Annotated in this window: 17 protein-coding genes and 1 pseudogene; 11 read left to right on the plus strand and 7 right to left on the minus strand. The window is 62.2% G+C overall.

The window, feature by feature from the left end; genetic code table 11:
* Positions 1 to 98: 98 nt before the first annotated feature.
* The 7 genes from BUE09_RS03395 (at position 99) to BUE09_RS03425 (ending at position 7,783) form a co-directional block, all read left to right on the plus strand.
* The gene (locus tag BUE09_RS03395; protein ID WP_073299280.1) at positions 99 to 2,156 is read left to right on the plus strand and encodes a BCCT family transporter; all 2,058 of its coding nucleotides are present in this window, start codon (positions 99 to 101) and stop codon (positions 2,154 to 2,156) included.
* A 276-nt stretch (positions 2,157 to 2,432) separates the two neighbouring features.
* Positions 2,433 to 3,206 carry an ABC transporter ATP-binding protein gene (locus BUE09_RS03400; protein WP_019340445.1) on the plus strand — a complete coding sequence of 258 codons (774 nt, stop codon included), beginning with the start codon at positions 2,433 to 2,435 and terminating at the stop codon, positions 3,204 to 3,206.
* A 16-nt stretch (positions 3,207 to 3,222) separates the two neighbouring features.
* Positions 3,223 to 3,978: an ABC transporter substrate-binding protein gene (locus BUE09_RS03405; RefSeq protein ID WP_073299281.1), complete on the plus strand. Its 756-nt coding sequence runs from the start codon at positions 3,223 to 3,225 to the stop codon at positions 3,976 to 3,978.
* A gap of 62 nt (positions 3,979 to 4,040) precedes the next feature.
* Positions 4,041 to 4,736, plus strand: a complete 696-nt coding sequence (locus tag BUE09_RS03410; protein WP_073299282.1) for an ABC transporter permease — start codon at positions 4,041 to 4,043, stop codon at positions 4,734 to 4,736.
* Entirely contained in the window at positions 4,733 to 5,422 is a 690-nt protein-coding gene (locus tag BUE09_RS03415) for an ABC transporter permease (protein ID WP_073299283.1), read from the plus strand. Before BUE09_RS03410 ends, BUE09_RS03415 begins: the two co-directional genes overlap by 4 nt.
* Positions 5,423 to 5,593: 171 nt before the next feature.
* Positions 5,594 to 6,490 carry a D-hexose-6-phosphate mutarotase gene (locus tag BUE09_RS03420; RefSeq protein ID WP_073299284.1) on the plus strand — a complete coding sequence of 299 codons (897 nt, stop codon included), beginning with the start codon at positions 5,594 to 5,596 and terminating at the stop codon, positions 6,488 to 6,490.
* A 213-nt stretch (positions 6,491 to 6,703) separates the two neighbouring features.
* Positions 6,704 to 7,783, plus strand: coding sequence for an FAD-dependent oxidoreductase (locus tag BUE09_RS03425; protein WP_073299285.1), 1,080 nt, complete (start codon positions 6,704 to 6,706; stop codon positions 7,781 to 7,783).
* A 5-nt stretch (positions 7,784 to 7,788) separates the two neighbouring features.
* Here BUE09_RS03425 and BUE09_RS03430 read toward each other — a convergent pair whose 3' ends face one another.
* From BUE09_RS03430 to purE, 5 genes are all read right to left on the minus strand, one after another.
* Complete coding sequence (locus BUE09_RS03430) at positions 7,789 to 8,472, minus strand: uracil-DNA glycosylase family protein (protein ID WP_073299286.1); 684 nt, start codon at positions 8,470 to 8,472, stop codon at positions 7,789 to 7,791.
* Positions 8,473 to 8,475: 3 nt separating this feature from the next.
* Positions 8,476 to 9,006, minus strand: a complete 531-nt coding sequence (locus tag BUE09_RS03435; RefSeq protein ID WP_073299287.1) for a DUF3299 domain-containing protein — start codon at positions 9,004 to 9,006, stop codon at positions 8,476 to 8,478.
* A gap of 50 nt (positions 9,007 to 9,056) precedes the next feature.
* A complete protein-coding gene (locus BUE09_RS03440; protein ID WP_019340909.1) occupies positions 9,057 to 9,308 on the minus strand; it encodes a GlsB/YeaQ/YmgE family stress response membrane protein in 252 nt (83 codons plus the stop codon).
* A gap of 101 nt (positions 9,309 to 9,409) precedes the next feature.
* Complete coding sequence (locus tag BUE09_RS03445; protein WP_073299288.1) at positions 9,410 to 10,495, minus strand: 5-(carboxyamino)imidazole ribonucleotide synthase; 1,086 nt, start codon at positions 10,493 to 10,495, stop codon at positions 9,410 to 9,412.
* Entirely contained in the window at positions 10,496 to 10,987 is a 492-nt protein-coding gene (gene purE / locus BUE09_RS03450; protein WP_073299289.1) for a 5-(carboxyamino)imidazole ribonucleotide mutase, read from the minus strand.
* Between the two features lie 341 nt (positions 10,988 to 11,328).
* On the opposite strand from purE, the gene BUE09_RS03455 reads away from it, so the two are divergent.
* Positions 11,329 to 12,711, plus strand: a complete 1,383-nt coding sequence (locus BUE09_RS03455; RefSeq protein ID WP_073299491.1) for a hypothetical protein — start codon at positions 11,329 to 11,331, stop codon at positions 12,709 to 12,711.
* A 68-nt stretch (positions 12,712 to 12,779) separates the two neighbouring features.
* Here BUE09_RS03455 and BUE09_RS03460 read toward each other — a convergent pair whose 3' ends face one another.
* Positions 12,780 to 13,676 carry a LysR substrate-binding domain-containing protein gene (locus BUE09_RS03460; protein ID WP_073299290.1) on the minus strand — a complete coding sequence of 299 codons (897 nt, stop codon included), beginning with the start codon at positions 13,674 to 13,676 and terminating at the stop codon, positions 12,780 to 12,782.
* A 192-nt stretch (positions 13,677 to 13,868) separates the two neighbouring features.
* Here BUE09_RS03460 and BUE09_RS03465 point away from each other — a divergent pair, with 192 nt between their 5' ends.
* Together BUE09_RS03465 and BUE09_RS03470 are read left to right on the plus strand one after the other, a co-directional pair.
* Complete coding sequence (locus BUE09_RS03465) at positions 13,869 to 15,293, plus strand: aspartate ammonia-lyase (RefSeq protein WP_073299291.1); 1,425 nt, start codon at positions 13,869 to 13,871, stop codon at positions 15,291 to 15,293.
* 165 nt (positions 15,294 to 15,458) lie between these two features.
* A pseudogene (locus BUE09_RS03470) lies at positions 15,459 to 16,218 on the plus strand (substrate-binding periplasmic protein).
* 128 nt (positions 16,219 to 16,346) lie between these two features.
* On the opposite strand, the gene BUE09_RS03475 reads toward BUE09_RS03470, so the two are convergent.
* Positions 16,347 to 17,168 carry a helix-turn-helix domain-containing protein gene (locus BUE09_RS03475; RefSeq protein WP_073299292.1) on the minus strand — a complete coding sequence of 274 codons (822 nt, stop codon included), beginning with the start codon at positions 17,166 to 17,168 and terminating at the stop codon, positions 16,347 to 16,349.
* Between the two features lie 151 nt (positions 17,169 to 17,319).
* Between BUE09_RS03475 and BUE09_RS03480 the strand changes: the two genes are divergently transcribed.
* Positions 17,320 to 18,765, plus strand: a complete 1,446-nt coding sequence (locus BUE09_RS03480) for an alanine/glycine:cation symporter family protein (protein ID WP_073299293.1) — start codon at positions 17,320 to 17,322, stop codon at positions 18,763 to 18,765.
* Positions 18,766 to 18,773 lie beyond the last annotated feature (8 nt).

Below are 18,773 nucleotides of genomic sequence, written 5' to 3' on the forward strand. Positions count from 1 at the left end.
TTCGGGCCGTCTACCCAGAAGGCAGCGTTCGGGCAATCCGAAGGTTTCGCCGCGTACATCCCGCTCATCACCCATTCGACAAGGGAGGCTGACCGCCCATGGATGCCGCCAAGAAAATGCCCAGGTCCATCATTCTTTTTCCCGTTTTCATTCCAGCCGTGGTCGTCACCCTGCTGTTGGTGATCGGCACGATCAGCAACCCGGAGCTGGCCGGCGAAGTGTTCAGCTCCACGCTGGCCTTCATCACCACCAACTTCGGCTGGTTCTACATGCTCTCGGTGGCGTTCTTTCTGGTGTTCATCGTGGGCATCGCCATGACGCCCTGGGGCAGCATCAAGCTGGGGCCGGACCACGCCGAGCCGCAGTACAGCTTCCCGGCCTGGTTCGCCATGCTGTTTTCCGCGGGCTACGGCATCGCCCTGCTGTTCTTCGGTGTCGCCGAACCGGTGTTGCACTATGCCTCGCCCCCGGCCGGTGCGGCGGAAACCGTCGACTCCGCCAAACAGGCAATGCAAATCGCGTTCTTTCACTGGGGCTTCCACATCTGGGCCATCTACGGGCTGACGGGGCTGGTGCTGGCGTACTTCTCGTTTCGCCATGGCTTACCGCTGTCCATGCGCTCGGCGCTGTACCCGATCATTGGCGAGCGAATTTATGGCCCGATCGGTCACGTGGTGGACGTGTTCGCCATTCTCGGCACCTTGTTCGGCATTGCCACGACGCTCGGCTTGTCGGTCACCCAGATCAATGCAGGTATCAACTACCTCTGGCCCTCGATTCCGATCAGTATCAACGTGCAGATCATCGCCATCGCGATCATCACCGGCCTTGCGATCTGCTCGGTGGTCGCCGGCCTCGACAAGGGCGTGAAGAACCTGTCGCTGCTGAACATGATCCTCGCGATCGGCCTGATGCTGTTCGTTTTTCTAGTTGGTCCGAGCATCTTCATTCTTGAAACATTTCTGCAGAACACCGGCAGCTACCTGAACAACATCATCGAACGCACCTTCAACCTCCAGGCCTATTCGCGAAGTGACTGGATCGGCAACTGGACCTTATTCATCTTTGGCTGGACCATCGCCTGGTCGCCCTTCGTCGGCCTGTTCATCGCCAAGATCAGCCGCGGTCGGACCATTCGCCAGTTCGTATTCGGCGTGATGTTCGTGCCGACCATCTTCACCTTCCTCTGGTTCTCGGTATTCGGCGATACCGCGCTGCACCTGATCATGGTCGAGGGCTACACCTCGCTGATATCCGACGTGCAGGCGGACAATGCCATCGCCCTGTTCAAATTGTTCGAGCTGCTGCCGATGACCTCCATCGCCTCCTTCCTGGCGGTGGTGCTGATCATCACCTTCTTTGTCACCTCGTCCGACTCCGGCTCGCTGGTGATCGACTCTCTGGCGGCAGGCGGCGCAAGTTACACGCCGGTCTGGCAGCGGGTGTTCTGGGCCAGCATCGAGGGCGTGGTGGCGTCCGCGCTGTTGCTGGCGGGCGGGCTCAGCGCGCTGCAAACCATGACCATCGCCAGTGCCCTGCCCTTCGCAATCATCATGATGATTGCGGCGCTGGGCATGTGGCGCGCACTGGTGATCGAAGGGCACCATGAAACCAGTCTGCAGAACCATATGCAGAGCAGCCGACTGGCGAGCAATGCCGGTCCCGGCCTGTGGAAGAAGCGCCTGGCCGGTCTGGTCAGTTTTCCTGATCGAGAGCAGGTCGACGCGTTCATGGGCAGCACCGTCCTCAAGGCCATGCGCCGTGTGCAGCGCGAACTCGGCGGCCAGGAATGGACGGCCGAAGTGCACGCCGACGAGGCCAATTCGCGGGTGTATCTGGAAGTGATCAAGGAGGATCAGGTGGACTTCGTCTATGAAATCCGCGCGGTCGGGTACGCCATGCCGGCGTTCGCCCTGTCCGAGGGGCCGGACACGGATGAGCAGTACTACCGCGCCGAGGTCTTCCTGCGCCGCGGGGGTCAGCACTACGATATTTATGGCTACGACCAGGCCGACATCATCAGCGACATACTCGACCAGTTCGAAAAGTACCTGCACTTCCTGCACATCTCGCCCGGCAGTCTGCCCTGGAAGATGGGCGAGCACGACGAGATGCTCACTGGCGATTCCGATCTGCCCAAGAGCGATCCAACTTAACCGGGCTCCAAACGACATCCGGCCGGACAATTTTTTATCCGAGCCGGATGTCATATCCGGCGAGCAACGTCAATTTCATCTATATAGATAAGGGCACATTGGCCTCGGCAGAGGAAGTGACCAGCCGGTCACTGCGCTCGGGGCCGCGCCGCGCTTGGCGCATGCCCCCACCCATGCTAGGTTTGCGCCTCGCCAGGATGGCGAGCAGTTGGCCGGAGCGCAATTTACATAGAAACGGAGCAGGAGCAGCCCCCTGTTCCGAGAAGAGGAAGCTCTATGGCTGAGGCCATACCTGCACTGGAAATCCGCAATCTGCACAAGCGCTACGGCGATCTGGAAGTTCTCAAGGGTATCTCGCTGACCGCCCGCGACGGCGATGTCATCTCGATCCTCGGCTCGTCCGGCTCAGGAAAGTCGACCTTCCTGCGCTGCATCAATCTGCTGGAAAATCCCAACGAGGGCGAGATCATCGTCGCGGGCGAGCAGCTGCGCCTCAAGCGCGCCAAAGACGGCGATCTGGTCGCCGCCGATGCCAAGCAGATCAACCAGATGCGCAGCAAGCTCGGCTTCGTATTCCAGAACTTCAATCTCTGGCCGCACATGAGCGTGCTCGACAATATCATCGAGGCGCCACGTCGCGTGCTGGGCCAGAGCAAGGCCGAAGCCACCGAAACGGCCGAGGCACTGCTGGCCAAGGTGGGTATCGCCGACAAGCGTCACGTCTATCCGAACCAGCTGTCCGGTGGCCAGCAGCAGCGCGCTGCGATAGCCCGGACCCTGGCGATGCAACCGCAGGTGATCCTGTTCGACGAACCCACCTCGGCACTCGATCCGGAAATGGTCCAAGAAGTGCTTGCAGTGATCCGGTCGCTGGCCGATGAGGGTCGTACCATGCTGCTGGTCACCCATGAAATGAACTTCGCCAAGCAGGTCTCCAGTGAGGTCGTCTTCCTCCACCAGGGCCTGGTCGAAGAGCAAGGAACGCCGGAGCAGGTGTTCGACAACCCCCAATCGGCACGCTGTAAACAGTTCATGTCCAGCCATCGCTAATGGAGCAACACATCGCATGAAAAGCTATAAGAAGATTCTGCTGACTGCCGCCGCCACCCTGATGCTTGGCGCCAACGCCTTCGCCGCTGACAAGCTGCGCATCGGTACCGAGGGCGCCTACCCTCCCTTCAACCTGATCGATGCCAGCGGCCAAGTGGTCGGCTTCGACCTCGACATCGCCCACGCCCTGTGCGCCAAGATGGAAGTCGAATGCGAAGTGGTGACCTCCGATTGGGACGGCATTATCCCCGCCCTGAACGCCGGCAAGTTCGATTTCCTCGCGGCTTCGATGTCCGTCACCGAGGAACGCAAGAACGCTGTCGACTTCACCGATCACTACTACACCAACAAGCTGCAGTTCGTCGCGCCGAAGTCGGTTGATTTCAAGACTGACGAAAGCTACCTGGAAGGCAAGACCATCGGCGCCCAGCGCGCTACCATCGCCGGGACCTGGCTGGAAGACAACCTGGACGGCGTCGTCGACATCAAGCTCTACGACACCCAGGAAAATGCCTACCTCGACCTGGCCTCGGGCCGTGTCGATGGCATCCTGGCTGACTCCTTTGTGCAGTGGGAGTGGCTCAAGAGCGATGCTGGCAAGAACTTCGAATTTAAGGGTGAGCCGGTGTTCGACAACGACAAGATCGCCATCGCCGTACGCAAGGGCAATGACGAACTGCGTGAGAAGCTGAACAAGGCGCTGGATGAAATCAGAGCTGACGGCACCTACGAGAAGCTGAACGCCAAGTATTTCCCTTTCGACATTTATTGATCCGTCTGAATCAAAGCCCGGCCGCCTGGACAGGTAGGTCGGGCTTTGGTGTTTGAGCCCATATGATTCCCGACCTTCATGGATTCGGTCCGGCGCTGATCGCCGGTACCTGGATGACCATTCAGCTGGCCCTAGCATCCCTGGCCCTGGGCCTGGTGCTCGGCTTGCTCGGCGCACTAGCCAAGACATCGCCACTCGCCACCCTGCGCTGGTTGGGCGGCACCTATTCGACCATCGTTCGCGGCGTACCCGAACTGCTCTGGGTACTGCTGATCTATTTCGGCACCATCGGCCTGGTACGCGGCATCGGCGAGCTCTTCGGCATCGACAACCTGGCGCTGAGCCCCTTCGCGGCCGGTACCATTGCCCTCGGCCTGTGCTTCGGCGCCTACGCCACCGAAGTGTTTCGCGGCGCGCTGCTGGCCATTCCCAAAGGCCATCGGGAAGCCGGCTTGGCGCTCGGCCTGGGCAAACGGCGGATATTCCTGCGGCTGATCCTGCCGCAAATGTGGCGCCTGGCCCTGCCTGGCCTCGGCAACCTGTTCATGATCCTGATGAAGGACACCGCGCTGGTCTCGGTAATCGGCCTGGAAGAGATCATGCGCACCTCGCAAATTGCGGTGACGGCCAGCAAGGAGCCTTTCACCTTTTTCGTCGTCGCTGCCCTGATCTACCTGGGCCTGACCGTGATCGCCATGACGGGCATGTATTTTCTTGAACGACGTGCCGGTCGCGGCTTTGTCAGGAGCGCCGCATGAGCTGGGAATTGTTCATCAAGTGGCTGCCGGACTTTCTCGAAGGCGCCTGGCTGACGCTGCAGCTGGTCGGCGTTTCGGTGGTGGCCGGATTGATTCTTGCGCTGCCGCTGGGCATCGCACGGTCCTCGCGCCTGCTTGCAGTGCGCGCGCTGCCCTATGGCTATATCTTCTTCTTCCGTGGCACGCCGCTGCTGGTGCAGCTGTTCCTCGTCTACTACGGCATGGCCCAATTCGAGGCCGTGCGCGAAAGCTGGATGTGGCCGTTCCTGCGCGATCCCTACTGGTGCGCGATCATCACCATGACCCTGCACACCGCCGCCTACATCGCGGAGATCCTGCGCGGTGCGATCCAGAACGTGCCGGCCGGTGAAGTCGAGGCGGCCCGCGCGCTGGGCATGTCGCGCTATCAGGCCCTGCGCCATATCATCCTGCCGCGCGCCACCCGCATCGGCCTGCCCGCCTACAGCAACGAAGTGATCCTGATGCTCAAGGCCAGCGCCCTGGCGAGCACCATCACCCTGCTGGAGCTGACCGGCATGGCGCGCAAGATCGCGGCGCGCACCTACATGCACGAAGAAATGTTCCTCACCGCCGGCCTGATCTACTTGATCATCGCGTTCGTGCTGATGCAGGGCTTCAAGCTGCTGGAACGCTGGCTGCGCGTCGACGCCTGCCAAGGGCGCTGAACCGGTACAGCATTCACCTGAGCCCGCGTCGCTCTGCGCCGCGGGCCGCTTAACGCCGCACCACCACTAGCCCTGCGCTACCCGCCGGCCAGGTTCATGCTGGCCCGGCTGTGGAATCCCTGAGCAGCGACAGGGTCTCAACACACCATCCCCTTGCCAACGAGAAAGCTCATGCCCGTCGACATTCAGCGCATCGAAAAGGACCAACTCGCCTGCTGGCGCCTTCGTCATGGAGACGCAGAAGTGATCGTCGCCGAGCAAGGCGCCCAGATCCTCAGCTATCGCCAGGGCGAAGCGACGCCGATCCTCTGGCTCAGCGGGGAAGCTGCATTTCAAACCGGCCAGGCCGTACGGGGTGGCGTGCCGGTCTGCTGGCCCTGGTTCGGCGATCTGGCGCGCAACCCGCAGTCGGTTCAAGACAGCTACCAAGGCAGTCAGCCCGCGCCGGCACACGGGCTGGTGCGCAACATCGACTGGGTGATGGCGCGCAGCGAAAGCAACCCCGGCAGCGTCAGGCTACTGTTTAGCTGCAACACCAATGCTGGGCTGCCCGGCTGGCCGCATGCTGTCGAGCTGAGTCTGCAGGTCTGCCTGGACAGCAAAGGCTTGCACCTGTCGCTGACCAGTCACAACCGCGGCGACAAGGCAGTTGCACTGTCCCAGGCCTTGCACAGCTACTTCGCCATCAGCGATATCCATCAGGTCACGGTCGAGGGCCTGGACGGGCGTCCCTATATCGAAACCCTGGAAGACTGGCAGCAGCGACAGCAACAGGGCGACCTGGCGTTCGTCGGCGAGACCGACCGCATCTATCTGGATCTGCCTTCGAGGCTGAGCCTACGCGACCCGGGCCTCAAGCGGCGGATTGTGCTCGAGACGCAAGGCTCACGCTCTGCCGTTCTGTGGAACCCCTGGATCGCCAAGGCGCAACGGCTGTCGCAGTTCGCCGACGATGCCTGGCAACGCATGCTGTGCATCGAAACGGCGAACGTCATGGACGATGTGGTTCGGCTCGAGTCCGCTGCAAGCCACACGCTGAGCGTCTCGATCAGCGTCGAAACGGCCTGACCCGTCCGGCAGCGTGCCGTTGACCCAGATCCAGGCAACCAGACGCATTGAATCTATACTGCAAGCGGGCGCCATCCCCATCAATCGGTGAAGGGGCGCTAATGCAAGCCTGCCTGCCAGTTGCAATGGAGGACTTTGCCATGGAAGCCACCCCGCTAAAAACTGACCCCGCCAATCCGTGCCGCATCTGCATCAGTCCGGTTCTGATGCACCATGAACGCTGATTTCGACATCCTGCTGGCCGGGGGCGGGCACAGCCACCTCGGGGTGCTGCGCCAGTGGGCCAGCCGCGACCGCCCAGCGGGCCGGATCGGGCTGGTCTCGGCCGAACCTCACGCTTGGTATTCCGGCATGATGCCCGGCCTGGTCGCCGAGCATTACCAGACGCGCGACTGCCGCGTCGGACTGCCCAAGCTGTGTGCCGCAGCCGAGGTGGAATTCATCCAGGGCACGCTGGTCGCACTGCTTCCCGAAACGCCTGAACTGCTTCTGGCGACCGGCGTGACGCTGCGCAGCACCTGGCTGTCATTGAACCTGGGCTCGCTGCCCTGGCTGCCGGAGCAGACCGATGACGGCATGGAGTTGCTCTCGGTTAAACCATTCGCCGACTTCATCCGCCGCTGGCAACAGTGGCAGGAGATTCCCGAGTCCGTGGGCATCGTCGGGGGCGGTGCAGCTGGCGTCGAATTGGCCTTGGCCATGGCTGGACGGGTGCCGTCGATCGACCTGTTCTGCGCCGACGACCTGCTCGCCGGCCACCCGCCTCGCCTCAGGCGGCTGGCACTTCGGCACCTGCAGGATGCCAAGGTGCAGGTCCATGAGCACACCCCGATCCAGACAGTCCACGGCAACACCCTGGTCGGCGAAGGCCAGGTGCGCTGGCGCGGAAGACGCCTGGTTATCGCGACAGGTCCCAGCCCGCTGGGTTGGCTGCGCGAGTCGGGCCTGCGCGTGGACGGTCGTGGCTTCATCGAGATATCCCCGTCCCTGCAGAGCCGCTCGCACCCCCATGTATTCGCCAGCGGTGATTGCGCCAGCCTGCCCGGCGCCATCCACAACGGCGTACACGCGGTGCGTCAGGCGAGCGTGCTGGCGACCAATCTCATGAGAGCCTCGATTGGCCAACCGCTGCGCCACTACCATCCGCAAACCCACAGCCTTGCCCTACTGGCTGACGGCCATCATGGTGCATTGCTGAGTTGGGGCGCAGTGGCGGCCGAAGGCCGGATGCTTGGCAGCCTGAAGGACCATTTCGACCGCCGCTTCGTGCGGCGTCACAGGGCTGAGAGCTGAGGGTGTCAGTCGAGCAACTGCTGCAGGCGCGCCTCCAGCAACGCAGGGAAACGCTTGAACCAGGTCAGGTTGCGTGGCGATGGATGCGGCAGCGGATGCAGGCGAAACGTTCTGCGAATTCCCGCTTCCTCCGTCAGCTCAAGGTCGAAATGCGCAGTGAAGCGGTCCTCGCGTTGCCAGAATGCCTCAAGTTGCTGGCGCACTTCGCGGGGCTGCTCCAGACCAAACCAGAGAAACGCCTCACGACCGAGCGTGATGACGTCGCGGCCCTGCCAGTGATCGAGCAGCAGCTGGCGCATCAGCGGATGAAATCGGCGTTTGATTGCCATTGACCAGGCGCGGTTACCGAGCGGCTTGTAGGGCACTGTGTTGATCCAGAAAAAACCATCGCCGATCGCCTGACTGGCCTCGAAATCCGGCATTTCTTCGCCATGAACATGCCGATAGAGCGCACGTCGAACCAGCTGGCCCCCACCGCCAATGAACGGCTCACCGTGACGCACCTCTTCACGCCCCGGATCACGGCCAAAGAATGCGATGGGCGCATCGGCGGGCCCGAGCCCGATGATCGGCTCCAACGGATCCTTATCGAAAGCCCTGTATACCGCCTCATCGATGCCCTCGGTCTGCTCCGCCAGCTCTCTGAAGGCCTGGCGATGAGAAGGGTCGAGCGGCGCGGGTCGTTTCATCGACTAGAGGTCGCTTTCGTCTATCAGCTTCACTTCAGCCGCCGAGATCGCGTAGGCGGCGTCGGCCAGGTCGTTGCTAACGGCTTCGACCTGCAGCGTGCCATCGACCCAGAGCGGAGCATAGATATCATCCAGCATGATCCCGGCGGGATAGCGGACCATCACGATCTGGTTGGGCGGTGGTGGCGGGACATGAATACAGGCGCCCGGATAGGGCACCAGAAAGAACTCGGTGCTGCGACCCCGGCTGTCAGTCTCCAGCGGAACCGGATAGCCACCCAGGCGAATCAGCTTGCCGTTGAGCGTCGGCACGGTCTTGGCCGAATACATCACCGCGGGCAGACCTGTACCTTGTTTGAGACCGCCCTGATCACTGAAACCGTCGTTCTCCGGCGAGTCATGCTCGATTTCAGGCATTTCTTCCAACGCCTGACGATCCTCGGCAGGCATCAGCTCAAGCCAGTCGAGCTCCGCCGGGGCGGCATGGACAGTGGAAGCACAGCAAAGCAGGAGGCACAGAATTAAAAGGCGCATGACAACCGGAAGATGAGAGAACGGGGCCGCAGGGCACGGCCCCAGGCAGATCAGTGTTTACGGCTGGTGACCATGCCGTAGATGACCAGCAGGATGATCGCACCGACGACCGCGCCGATAAAGCCCGCACCTTCTCCCGCTCTATACAGGCCGAGCGCCTGCCCGCCGTAGGTGGCCAGCAGCGAACCGCCGATACCCAGCAGGATGGTCATGATCCAGCCCATGCTGTCGTTGCCGGGCTTCAGGAAGCGAGCGATGAGGCCTACGATCAGGCCGATGATGATGGTTCCGATGATGCCCATGGGCAATCTCCTCAAGTCCGAAAATAGGCGTTACGTATTTTCGGACCTGAGGATAGCCAGCCAGTTCGCCACTGAAAGCAGCAAGCCAGACGGCCGGACAGTCAATCGTGTGCGATCAGCGACTCGACGGCGGTGATCTGCCGATCCAGCGTAGAACGGTCCGGGCAACGCAGCGTGGCATGACCGACCTTGCGTCCAACCTTGAACGCCTTGCCGTAATGGTGCAGATGGCAATCCTCGATGGCGATGACCTTGGCCACAGCGGGCACTTCGCCAATGAAGTTGAGCATGGCGCTCTCGCCAACCTTGGCCGTCGAGCCGAGCGGCAAACCACTTACCGCGCGCAGGTGGTTTTCGAACTGGCTGCACTCGGCGCCTTCGATGGTCCAGTGGCCGGAGTTGTGCACGCGTGGCGCGATCTCATTGGCCTTGAGCCCGCTGTCGACCTCGAAGAACTCGAACGCCAGCACGCCGACGTAATCCAGCTGTGTCAGCACGCGCCGCGCGTAATCCTCGGCCAGCGCTTGCAGCGGATGGTTGCTGCTCGCCACCGACAACCGCAGGATGCCCTCTTCATGCGTGTTATGAACCAGCGGGTAGAAGCAAACTTCACCATCGCGACCGCGCACGGCAATCAGCGAGACTTCGCCAGTGAAAGGCACGAAGCCTTCGAGGATGCACGGCACGCTGCCCAGCTCAGCGAAGGCGGCGATGATGTCGGATGGCTTGCGCAGGACCTTCTGGCCCTTGCCGTCATAACCCAGGGTGCGCGTTTTGAGTACGGCCGGCAGGCCGATGCTGGCGGCCGCGGCATCGAGATCGGCCTGGGACTGGATGTCGGCAAACTCCGGCGTCGGGATGCCGAGATTCTTGAACATCGATTTTTCGAACCAACGATCACGGGCAATGCGCAGCGCCTCGGCGCTCGGGTACACCGGGACGAACTGAGAGAGAAAGGCGACGGTTTCAGCCGGCACGCTCTCGAACTCAAAGGTCACCAGGTCGACTTCATCGGCCAACTGGCGCAGGTGATCCTGGTCGTTGTAGTCCGCACGCAAATGCTCGCCGAGGGCCGCGGCGCAGGCATCCGGCGCCGGATCGAGAAAGGCGAAGTTCATGCCCAGCGGGGTTCCCGCCAGGGCAAGCATGCGGCCCAGCTGGCCACCACCGATCACGCCGATCTTCATTTACGCGTCCCTCGGGTCTGGGTTGTCGAGCACGGTCTGGGTCTGCTCGTCGCGAAATTTCTTCAGCGCGACGTGATACTCGGGGAATTCGTGACCCAGGATGCTGGCCGACAGCAGCGCGGCATTGATTGCGCCCGCCTTGCCGATGGCCAGCGTGGCGACCGGCACACCCGCCGGCATCTGCACGATCGACAGCAGCGAATCCACACCGGAGAGCATCGAAGATTGCACCGGCACACCCAGCACTGGCAGATGGGTCTTGGCAGCACACATGCCCGGCAGATGCGCGGCGCCGCCGGCACCGGCGATGATTACGCGTACGCCGCGTGATTCGGCCTGTTCGGCGTACTGGAACAGCAGATCGGGCGTGCGGTGTGCGGACACCACGGTGACTTCATGCGGAATACCGAGCTTTTCCAGCATCTCTGCGGTGTGGCTCAAGGTGGACCAATCGGACTTGGAGCCCATGATCACGCCTACCAGTGCGGTCATCGTCGTGCCTCTCGTCGTGCGCTGCGCAGCGCTACAAAAACGACAAGCCACGCATCGGGAGCGTGGCTTGCATGCAGGGCAAACCAGCGAAGGCGCTGGTTCGAAGGCGCGGCATTATACCGGAAAGCCACGCATGTCGCGCCTGCGGCTTGACAGCCGGGCGGCTGGATGAAGGCCGTGCACCTTCGATGCCGTAGCGAATGCCCCTAAGCTGAACACTGCACGCCTGCCACGCCAATGTCGAGCCGCCCTGAACGCTGGTACGCAAGCCAGCCTCATGATGGCCAGCACCGCTTTCGGCCAGGCTTGGTATGCTCCTCGCGTACCGTATCGGAGGTGCCGTGTTCTCATTGAAACGCCAGGGCGATTTTCGCCTGCAATTGAGCCGTACGTTGACCAAGCCGGGGCGTCATCAGGTCGAGCTGTACCTGTTTACCCCCCATGAGACCACCTTTTCCAGCCGTGCCCTGACCGAAGAGCAATTTTTTCAGAGCGCCCTGACCCACCGCTTTCGGCTGCTGGGCCTGCCGGCCCAGGACCGGGCCAGCAAGCTGGATACCTCCTATTCACTGTTGTCGCCGCACTACGAAATCATGCATGGGGCTTCGTTCTCCCAGTTCCAGGCGTCTCTGGATCGGCTGCGCCAGCAGCTGCAGGGCAATGCGACAGCTGAGCCGCTGACGCGTGCCCTGCGGCTCAGCCAGAACTACGCCCAGCGCCTGCGCAAGGCCGAGCCGAAACAGAGCAAGCAATCGCGCTACTTTCGCCAACTGGATATCTACTTTTCCTGGCTTGCGGAGCAGTTCCTGCTGGAAAGCATGACCCTGGAAGGTTTCGCAGACCTCGACGAAGAGCTGCAACAGGCGGTGCGCGACTTTCTGCACCAGGAGCACCGATACCGCGCCGAACGCGGCTATCTCAGCGACTTCCGGGGGGGTCCGACCCGCGTCTGGAACCGCATGAGCCTTTATCACCGGCTGCTGGAATACCCGGTGGTGCTGCGCCAACAGCTCACCGCACTGGGCGCCGGTACCCGCAAGCTTGTGAAGGCGGCCTCCACCATGCTGATCATGTCGCTGTTCACTTACTTCCTGTTCAACGTGCGCGACGCCAGCCAAAAAATGTCCCTGGCGCTGCTGGCGGGTATCGCGCTGGTTTACGCGGTGCGCGACCTGCTGCGCGACGACCTGATCGACACCGTCACGCGCTGGCTGCGCAAGGGCAAGCCGCGCTGGAAGATCCGTCTGCTGATGCCCTACACACAGGCGTCCATGGCCCAACAGCTGGTCTGGCTCGATTACCGCAAGCTCTCCGAGCTGAGCAAAGCCGTACGCGAGCATTCCAGCAAGTGGGCCGCCAACGAGGAGCGGCAGATCGTCTGCTACCGCTCATGGCTGCACCTGGAAAAGGCGGCGCTGGTACAGGACGAGCTCCAGGAACGCCTGATTCTCGATTGCGAGCCGCTGTGCGCAATGATCCAGGCCAGCCATCAGCAGTTGTTCGAGTGGACAGAAGCAGCGGACCAGCCGGTGGCCATCCAGGCGCATACCATCGAAAAGCAGCACGACTACAACATGCTGCTGGTGCATCACCAGCCAGGACAGGAAGCTACCGTGGCGCAACGCTGGACGCTGCGCCTGGGTGCCGGGGGCATCGTGCGCTGTGTTAACAAATCAGTGAACTGGCCCGAGCCACCCAAACGACGCCTGTGGCGGCGGGCCTGACCACACGCTTGGTGCTCGTTAATGCCCGCATGCATGGTCGCTGACAGACTAGGACGCAGATCTTGCCGCTACCCCCCGCCCTCCAATCGACGCCAGAGCAGCCGCACCGGCGCCTTGCGCAGCAGCGCGCAGCGATACAGGCGAATCTCCAGCGGCAGACGCCAGCTTTCGTCGGCACATTCCACCAGCTCGCCTCGCTGCAGTTCTGCCGTAATGCTCAAGCGCGGCACCCAGGCGACGCCGAGGCCTTGCAACGCCATGCTTTTAAGGCTGTCGGCCATGGCGGTTTCGTACATCGTGGTGTAGCGCAGCCGGCGCTGGCGCAGCAGACCATTGACCGAGCGACCAAGAAAGGCTCCGGCACTGTAGGCCAGCAGCGGCACGCTTTGCCCGTTGTTCAGGTCGAACAGCGCAGCGCCCGCCGTATCGACGGCGCACACCGGCAGCATTTCGCTATTGGCCAGGTGCAGCGAAGGAAACAGTTGCGGGTCCAGCTGCAGCGCGGCATCGGGATCGTGAAAAGCCAGCATCAGATCACACGCTCCTTCGCGCAGCGCGTGTATCGCATCACCAACGTTGGTCGCCATCAGGCGCGTGCTGGGGTTCAGGCCCAACGCGCGCAGCCCGGCGATCCACTGCGGGAAGAAACCGAGCGCCAGCGAATGCGCCGCGGCGATCTGCAGCACTTCGCCCTGTTGGCCGTCCACGTGATGCAGGTGTCGCAGCACCTCGCCCAGCTGCTCGACCAGGCTGCGCGCGGTGATCAGGAACAGCTGGCCAGCCTCGGTCAACTCCACGGGCGTGCGTGAGCGATTCACCAGCGTCAGCCCTAGGGTGTTCTCCAGGCTGCGGATGCGTCGGCTGAACGCCGGCTGGGTGACGAATCGTCGTTCGGCCGCTTGCGAAAAGCTGCGTGTCGCGGCCAGTGCAACGAGGTCTTCCAACCACTTGGTTTCGATGTTCATGCGCGCTCCCGAAGCGGTTGGCGAAGGATGATCATGATGCCGTGTAACGCTTCGCAGCGAAACGACGTCACATGAGTTGTATGCCGATCTTGCATGCCCCAGAGCTGAACAGCATTGGCCGCAGATGCCGCTCAGCCCCTATGGTAGCGGCCTTCGCGGCTAATACCGCTTTTCTCTCGGATGAGAACCCTCATGTCCTCCGCTGCATCATTCCGCCTGGAAAAAGACCTGCTTGGCTCCCTTGAAATACCCGCTGACGCCTACTACGGCATTCAGACCCTGCGTGCGGTACGCAACTTTCACCTCTCTGGCGTGCCGCTGTCGCACTTCCCTAAGTTGGTCGTGGCGCTGGCCATGGTCAAGCAGGCGGCCGCAGACGCCAACCGCGAGCTCGGCCACCTCAGCGACGCCAAGCACGTCGCCATCAGCCAGGCCTGCGCGCACCTGGTTCGGGGCGAGCACCACGATCAGTTCGTCGTCGACATGATTCAGGGCGGCGCCGGCACGTCGACCAACATGAACGCCAACGAGGTGATCGCCAACCTGGCCCTGGAATACATGGGCCACGCCAAGGGCGAGTATCGCCACCTGCACCCGAACAACGATGTGAACATGGCGCAGTCGACCAACGACGCCTACCCCACTGCTATCCGTCTCGGCCTGTTGCTGGGTCACGACACCCTGCTGGCCAGCCTCGACAGCCTGGTGCAGGCCTTCGCCGGTAAGTCCGCCGAGTTCGCGCACATCCTCAAGATGGGCCGCACCCAATTGCAGGACGCGGTGCCGATGACACTCGGCCAGGAGTTTCGCGCCTTTGCCACAACGCTGGGCGAAGACCTCGAACACCTGCGCCTGATCGCGCCCCAACTGCTGGTCGAAGTGAACCTCGGTGGCACCGCCATCGGCACCGGCATCAATGCCGACCCCAACTACCAGGCCCTAGCCGTGCAACGCCTGGCCACCATTAGCGGGCATCCGCTCAAGCCCGCTGCCGACCTGATCGAAGCCACTTCGGACATGGGCGCGTTCGTCACCTTCTCGAGCATGCTCAAGCGTTTGGCGGTAAAGCTGTCGAAGATCTGCAACGACCTGCGCCTGCTTTCCAGCGGCCCGCGAACCGGCATCAATGAGATCAATCTGCCGGCGCGCCAGCCGGGTAGCTCGATCATGCCGGGCAAGGTCAATCCAGTGATACCCGAGGCGGTCAACCAGGTGGCTTTCGAGGTGATCGGAAACGACCTGGCGCTGACCATGGCCGCCGAGGCCGGACAGTTGCAGCTCAACGTCATGGAGCCGCTGATTGCCTTCAAACTGTTCGACTCGATCCGCCTGTTGCAGCGCGCCATGGACATGCTGCGCGAGCATTGCATCATTGGCATCACCGCCAACGAGGATCGCTGCCGTCAGCTGATGGAAAGCTCCATCGGCCTGATCACCGCACTCAATCCCTACATCGGCTACGAGAACGCCACCCGCATCGCCGGCCAGGCACTGCTCAGCGGTCGCGGTGTGCTGGAACTGGTGCGTGAAGAACGCTTGCTGGACGACGCCACCCTCGACGACATCCTGCGCCCGGAAAACATGATCGCGCCGCGACTGGTGCCGCTGAAGGCGTAACGCCAGAGGACAGCCCAGCGGCACCAGAGCCACGATGCTCGTCAGTGAAGACCCAAAGCGCCGCTCTCCGTGCGAGGCGGCGCTTTTGCACCGGTCAAAGCGTGATGCGGCACATGCCGCGATTTTCGTCCCTTGCGTAGACTCCGCCGCTTTCACGGAGGCCCCATGCGCAGACTACTTGCCATCACCCTGTTGTTCAGCACGATCATCGGCACACCGCTGGCTCATGCGGAGCTCCCGCAAGGCTACCAAGTGGTGCTGCAGACCGAGAACTTCCCGCCCTTCAACATGGCCGACGGTGGCAAGAACTTCGCCAAGGAAGAGCACATCCAGGGCATCAGCGCGGTAACCGTTCAGGAAATGTTCAAGCGCGCCGGCATCGCCTACTCGATGACGCTGCGCTTTCCGTGGGATCGCATCTACCAGGCGACCCTGGACTCGCCGAATCACGGCCTGTTTTCGACATCGATGACCGATGCCCGGCGCCCGCTGTTCAAATGGGTGGGTCCTATCGCCCAGTACGAAAGCGTCCTGCTTTCGGCACCCGGCTCGACCCTCAAGCTGACCAGCCTGGAACAGGCGAAGGGCTATACGATCGGCGCCTACAAGAGCAGTGCAGTCAGCCAGCGCGTCGAAGCCCAGGGACTCACCCCAATCAACTCGTTGCGCGACCAGGAAAATCTGCAGAAGCTGCTCACCGGCAAAAATCGACCTCTGGGCCACCTCCGACCCGGTATGGCGCTATTACGCCCGACAGGAAGGCGTGGGCGCCCTGAACACCGTGCTGGTGTTCAACTCCGCCCCGCTGTACCTGGCGCTGAACAAGGACACGCCTGATGAGGTGGTTACCCGCCTGCAGAACGCGCTGGACGAGATGAAGACCGAAGGTTACGGCACCTGCGTCAAGCATCCTGAACTCTGCTGAACCTGCCACCGGGGCAATGGTGCGAGCGGCGCCATCGCGGCGCGGCGCACGCCTCCCTGCTGCTCTTCGCTCCAGTTTCACTCCGGGTTTCGATCAACCCTGATCCATCGCCCGGCCACACTCTACCCTCACTCGATCTCGAACAACCCATCCCGCAACGACACCGAAGCCAGGCGCTCGCGGATTTCCGCATCAATGCGCAGGTCATCCAGGTCATAGAGCATCACCTGCCGGTAGGCATTGACCCGGTTGATATCGCTACCAAGGTACTCCCAGACCACACGGGTGCAGACCGGGGTACGGCGATCGCCGCTGGAGACGCCGGTCTTCAAGCCGTTGAGGCGGCTGATTCGGCTTTTGAAGCTGGGAATGAGGATGGTCTGGCTCATCTCGTTTCCCGTCAGCGACTCGTAATCGATCAGAAACAGACGATCCTGCAGATAGAAGGCAGCGCCCAGATACCGGCAGCGCACCACCCAGTCCTCGGCCTTGGGGTTGTCGGCACGCGACTGCTCCTGGCGCTCCTGACGCTCGAAGACGAAGCTGCCACGGTCCTCACGCAGATGCACCAGCGACAGCAGGATCTGTCCGGGGACCGACATGCAGTTGGCGTATTCGAAGTAGTAACCGCAATAGCGCGACAGGCTGTTGGCGTTGTCGCGCATGGGCTGGAACAGCTCCAGTAGCGGATCGCTGGCAGCGACGCGCTCCTGGTCGTGGCCGCGCATGCCGATCAGCTGGGTGAACTGGTCGCTGGGCAGGCTCAGCTCGTAGGCCTCGACGCCAAAGAAGTCGCAGATCCGCTTGAGGTTGTGCGCGGTCGGTCGGCTCTGGCCATTGAGGTATTTGTTGAACTGCGCCCGGTTCATCGACAGTTTGCGACAGACCTCGGCTATCGAACGGTAGTGGCTGCAAAGCAGCTTGAGATTGGCGCCGAGATGGTCGTGCATGATCGATCCCTGTGATGCGAGCGACGCGATTCTAGCATCAACTTGCGCCAGATCGCCGCGACCCGCGCAATTGCATGACCGTCGAGTCTGGCCAACCATTCCGGCCCTGTGTTTCAACATTTGTCAAAACAACAAGAGAGACTCTTCCCTCATGCTCGATCTCCTGAACGATCTCATCTGGAGCAAACTGCTCATCGTGATGCTGATTGGCCTCGGCCTGTACTTCACCATCGCCTCGCGCTTCGTCCAGTTCCGCTACTTCGGCAGCATGTTCCAGATCTTCGGCGAAGCCTTTAAACGCCAGCCGGGCCAACTCAGTTCATTCCAGGCGCTGATGCTCAGCGTCGCCGGTCGCGTCGGTGCAGGCAACATCGCGGGCGTCTCGGTCGCCATCATGCTCGGCGGGCCAGGCGCGATCTTCTGGATGTGGATCGTCGCGCTGGTCGGCATGGCCACCAGCTACTTCGAATGCTCGCTGGCGCAGCTGTACAAGCGCCGTGAAGCCGATGGCGGCTATCGTGGCGGCCCGGCGTTCTACATTCAGCACGGCCTTGGCCAGCGCTGGCTGGGCATCGTGGTGTCGCTGCTGCTGCTGGTGACCTTCGGTTTCGGCTTCAATGCCGTGCAGTCCTACACCGTTGCCAGCTCGCTGAACGACACATTCGGCGTGCCCACTTTCGTCAGCGGCATCGCGCTGATGGTGGTGATCGGCCTGATCATTTTTGGTGGCATCAAGCGCATCGCCAAGTTCGCCGATGTACTGGTGCCGATCATGGCGTTCTCCTACATCGCCATGGCCATCTTTGTCATCGGCAGCAACGCCGGCGCCATACCAGAAGCCTTCGGCACCATCTTCCGCAGCGCCTTCGGCCTTGAACCAGCCTTTGCCGGCGGCATCGGCGCGGCGATCATCATGGGCGTCAAGCGCGGTCTGTTTTCCAACGAAGCAGGCCTGGGCAGTGCGCCCAACGTGGCAGCGGTCGCTGAGGTCAAGCACCCGGTTGCACAGGGCATCGTGCAGTCACTCAGCGTGTTCATCGACACCATCGTGCTGTGCAGCTGCACCGCGCTGATCATCATCCTGTCCGGCGTCTTCGAGCCGGGCAGCGAGATGGCCGGTGTGGTGCTGACGCAGACCGCGGTTGCTGCAGTCGTCGGCGAGTGGGGCCGGGTGTTCATCAGCGTCGCGCTGCTGCTGTTCGTGTTCACTACGCTGATCTACAACTACTACCTCGGCGAGAACGCACTGGGCTTCTTTACCGGCAAGCGCTGGCCGGTCCAGGTTTACCGCGTCATGGTGATCGGCCTGGTGATGTGGGGTTCGATCCAGGACCTGGGCACGGTGTTCGGCTTTGCCGACGTCACCATGGGTCTGTTGGCAATCTGCAACCTGATCGCCCTGGCGCTACTGTTCAAGGTAGGCCTGCGCCTGATGCGCGATTACGATAGCCAGCGCAAGGCCGGTGTAGAGTCTCCAGTGCTCGACCCGAAGAACTTTGCCGACCTGGATCTGGACCCGAGCGTCTGGCCAGCCAGGGTTGGCAGTGAATCGCCAGCCACCACCGCTACTGCAGCCGGCCAGGCCCTTCAGCGTTAAGTTGGTCC

It is taken from the genome of Stutzerimonas xanthomarina DSM 18231 (assembly GCF_900129835.1).
Taxonomy (GTDB): Bacteria; Pseudomonadota; Gammaproteobacteria; order Pseudomonadales; family Pseudomonadaceae; genus Stutzerimonas; species Stutzerimonas xanthomarina.

What these genes read in the sequence shown, in the direction of transcription:
- BUE09_RS03395 (WP_073299280.1), top strand. Translation starts at nt 99, where the DNA reads ATGGATGCCGCCAAGAAAATGCCCAGGTCCATCATTCTTTTTCCCGTT.
- BUE09_RS03400 (WP_019340445.1), top strand. Translation starts at nt 2,433, where the DNA reads ATGGCTGAGGCCATACCTGCACTGGAAATCCGCAATCTGCACAAGCGC.
- BUE09_RS03405 (WP_073299281.1), top strand. Translation starts at nt 3,223, where the DNA reads ATGAAAAGCTATAAGAAGATTCTGCTGACTGCCGCCGCCACCCTGATG.
- BUE09_RS03410 (WP_073299282.1), top strand. Translation starts at nt 4,041, where the DNA reads ATGATTCCCGACCTTCATGGATTCGGTCCGGCGCTGATCGCCGGTACC.
- BUE09_RS03415 (WP_073299283.1), top strand. Translation starts at nt 4,733, where the DNA reads ATGAGCTGGGAATTGTTCATCAAGTGGCTGCCGGACTTTCTCGAAGGC.
- BUE09_RS03420 (WP_073299284.1), top strand. Translation starts at nt 5,594, where the DNA reads ATGCCCGTCGACATTCAGCGCATCGAAAAGGACCAACTCGCCTGCTGG.
- BUE09_RS03425 (WP_073299285.1), top strand. Translation starts at nt 6,704, where the DNA reads ATGAACGCTGATTTCGACATCCTGCTGGCCGGGGGCGGGCACAGCCAC.
- BUE09_RS03430 (WP_073299286.1), bottom strand. Translation starts at nt 8,472, where the DNA reads ATGAAACGACCCGCGCCGCTCGACCCTTCTCATCGCCAGGCCTTCAGA.
- BUE09_RS03435 (WP_073299287.1), bottom strand. Translation starts at nt 9,006, where the DNA reads ATGCGCCTTTTAATTCTGTGCCTCCTGCTTTGCTGTGCTTCCACTGTC.
- BUE09_RS03440 (WP_019340909.1), bottom strand. Translation starts at nt 9,308, where the DNA reads ATGGGCATCATCGGAACCATCATCATCGGCCTGATCGTAGGCCTCATC.
- BUE09_RS03445 (WP_073299288.1), bottom strand. Translation starts at nt 10,495, where the DNA reads ATGAAGATCGGCGTGATCGGTGGTGGCCAGCTGGGCCGCATGCTTGCC.
- purE (WP_073299289.1), bottom strand. Translation starts at nt 10,987, where the DNA reads ATGACCGCACTGGTAGGCGTGATCATGGGCTCCAAGTCCGATTGGTCC.
- BUE09_RS03460 (WP_073299290.1), bottom strand. Translation starts at nt 13,676, where the DNA reads ATGAACATCGAAACCAAGTGGTTGGAAGACCTCGTTGCACTGGCCGCG.
- BUE09_RS03465 (WP_073299291.1), top strand. Translation starts at nt 13,869, where the DNA reads ATGTCCTCCGCTGCATCATTCCGCCTGGAAAAAGACCTGCTTGGCTCC.
- BUE09_RS03475 (WP_073299292.1), bottom strand. Translation starts at nt 17,168, where the DNA reads ATGCACGACCATCTCGGCGCCAATCTCAAGCTGCTTTGCAGCCACTAC.
- BUE09_RS03480 (WP_073299293.1), top strand. Translation starts at nt 17,320, where the DNA reads ATGCTCGATCTCCTGAACGATCTCATCTGGAGCAAACTGCTCATCGTG.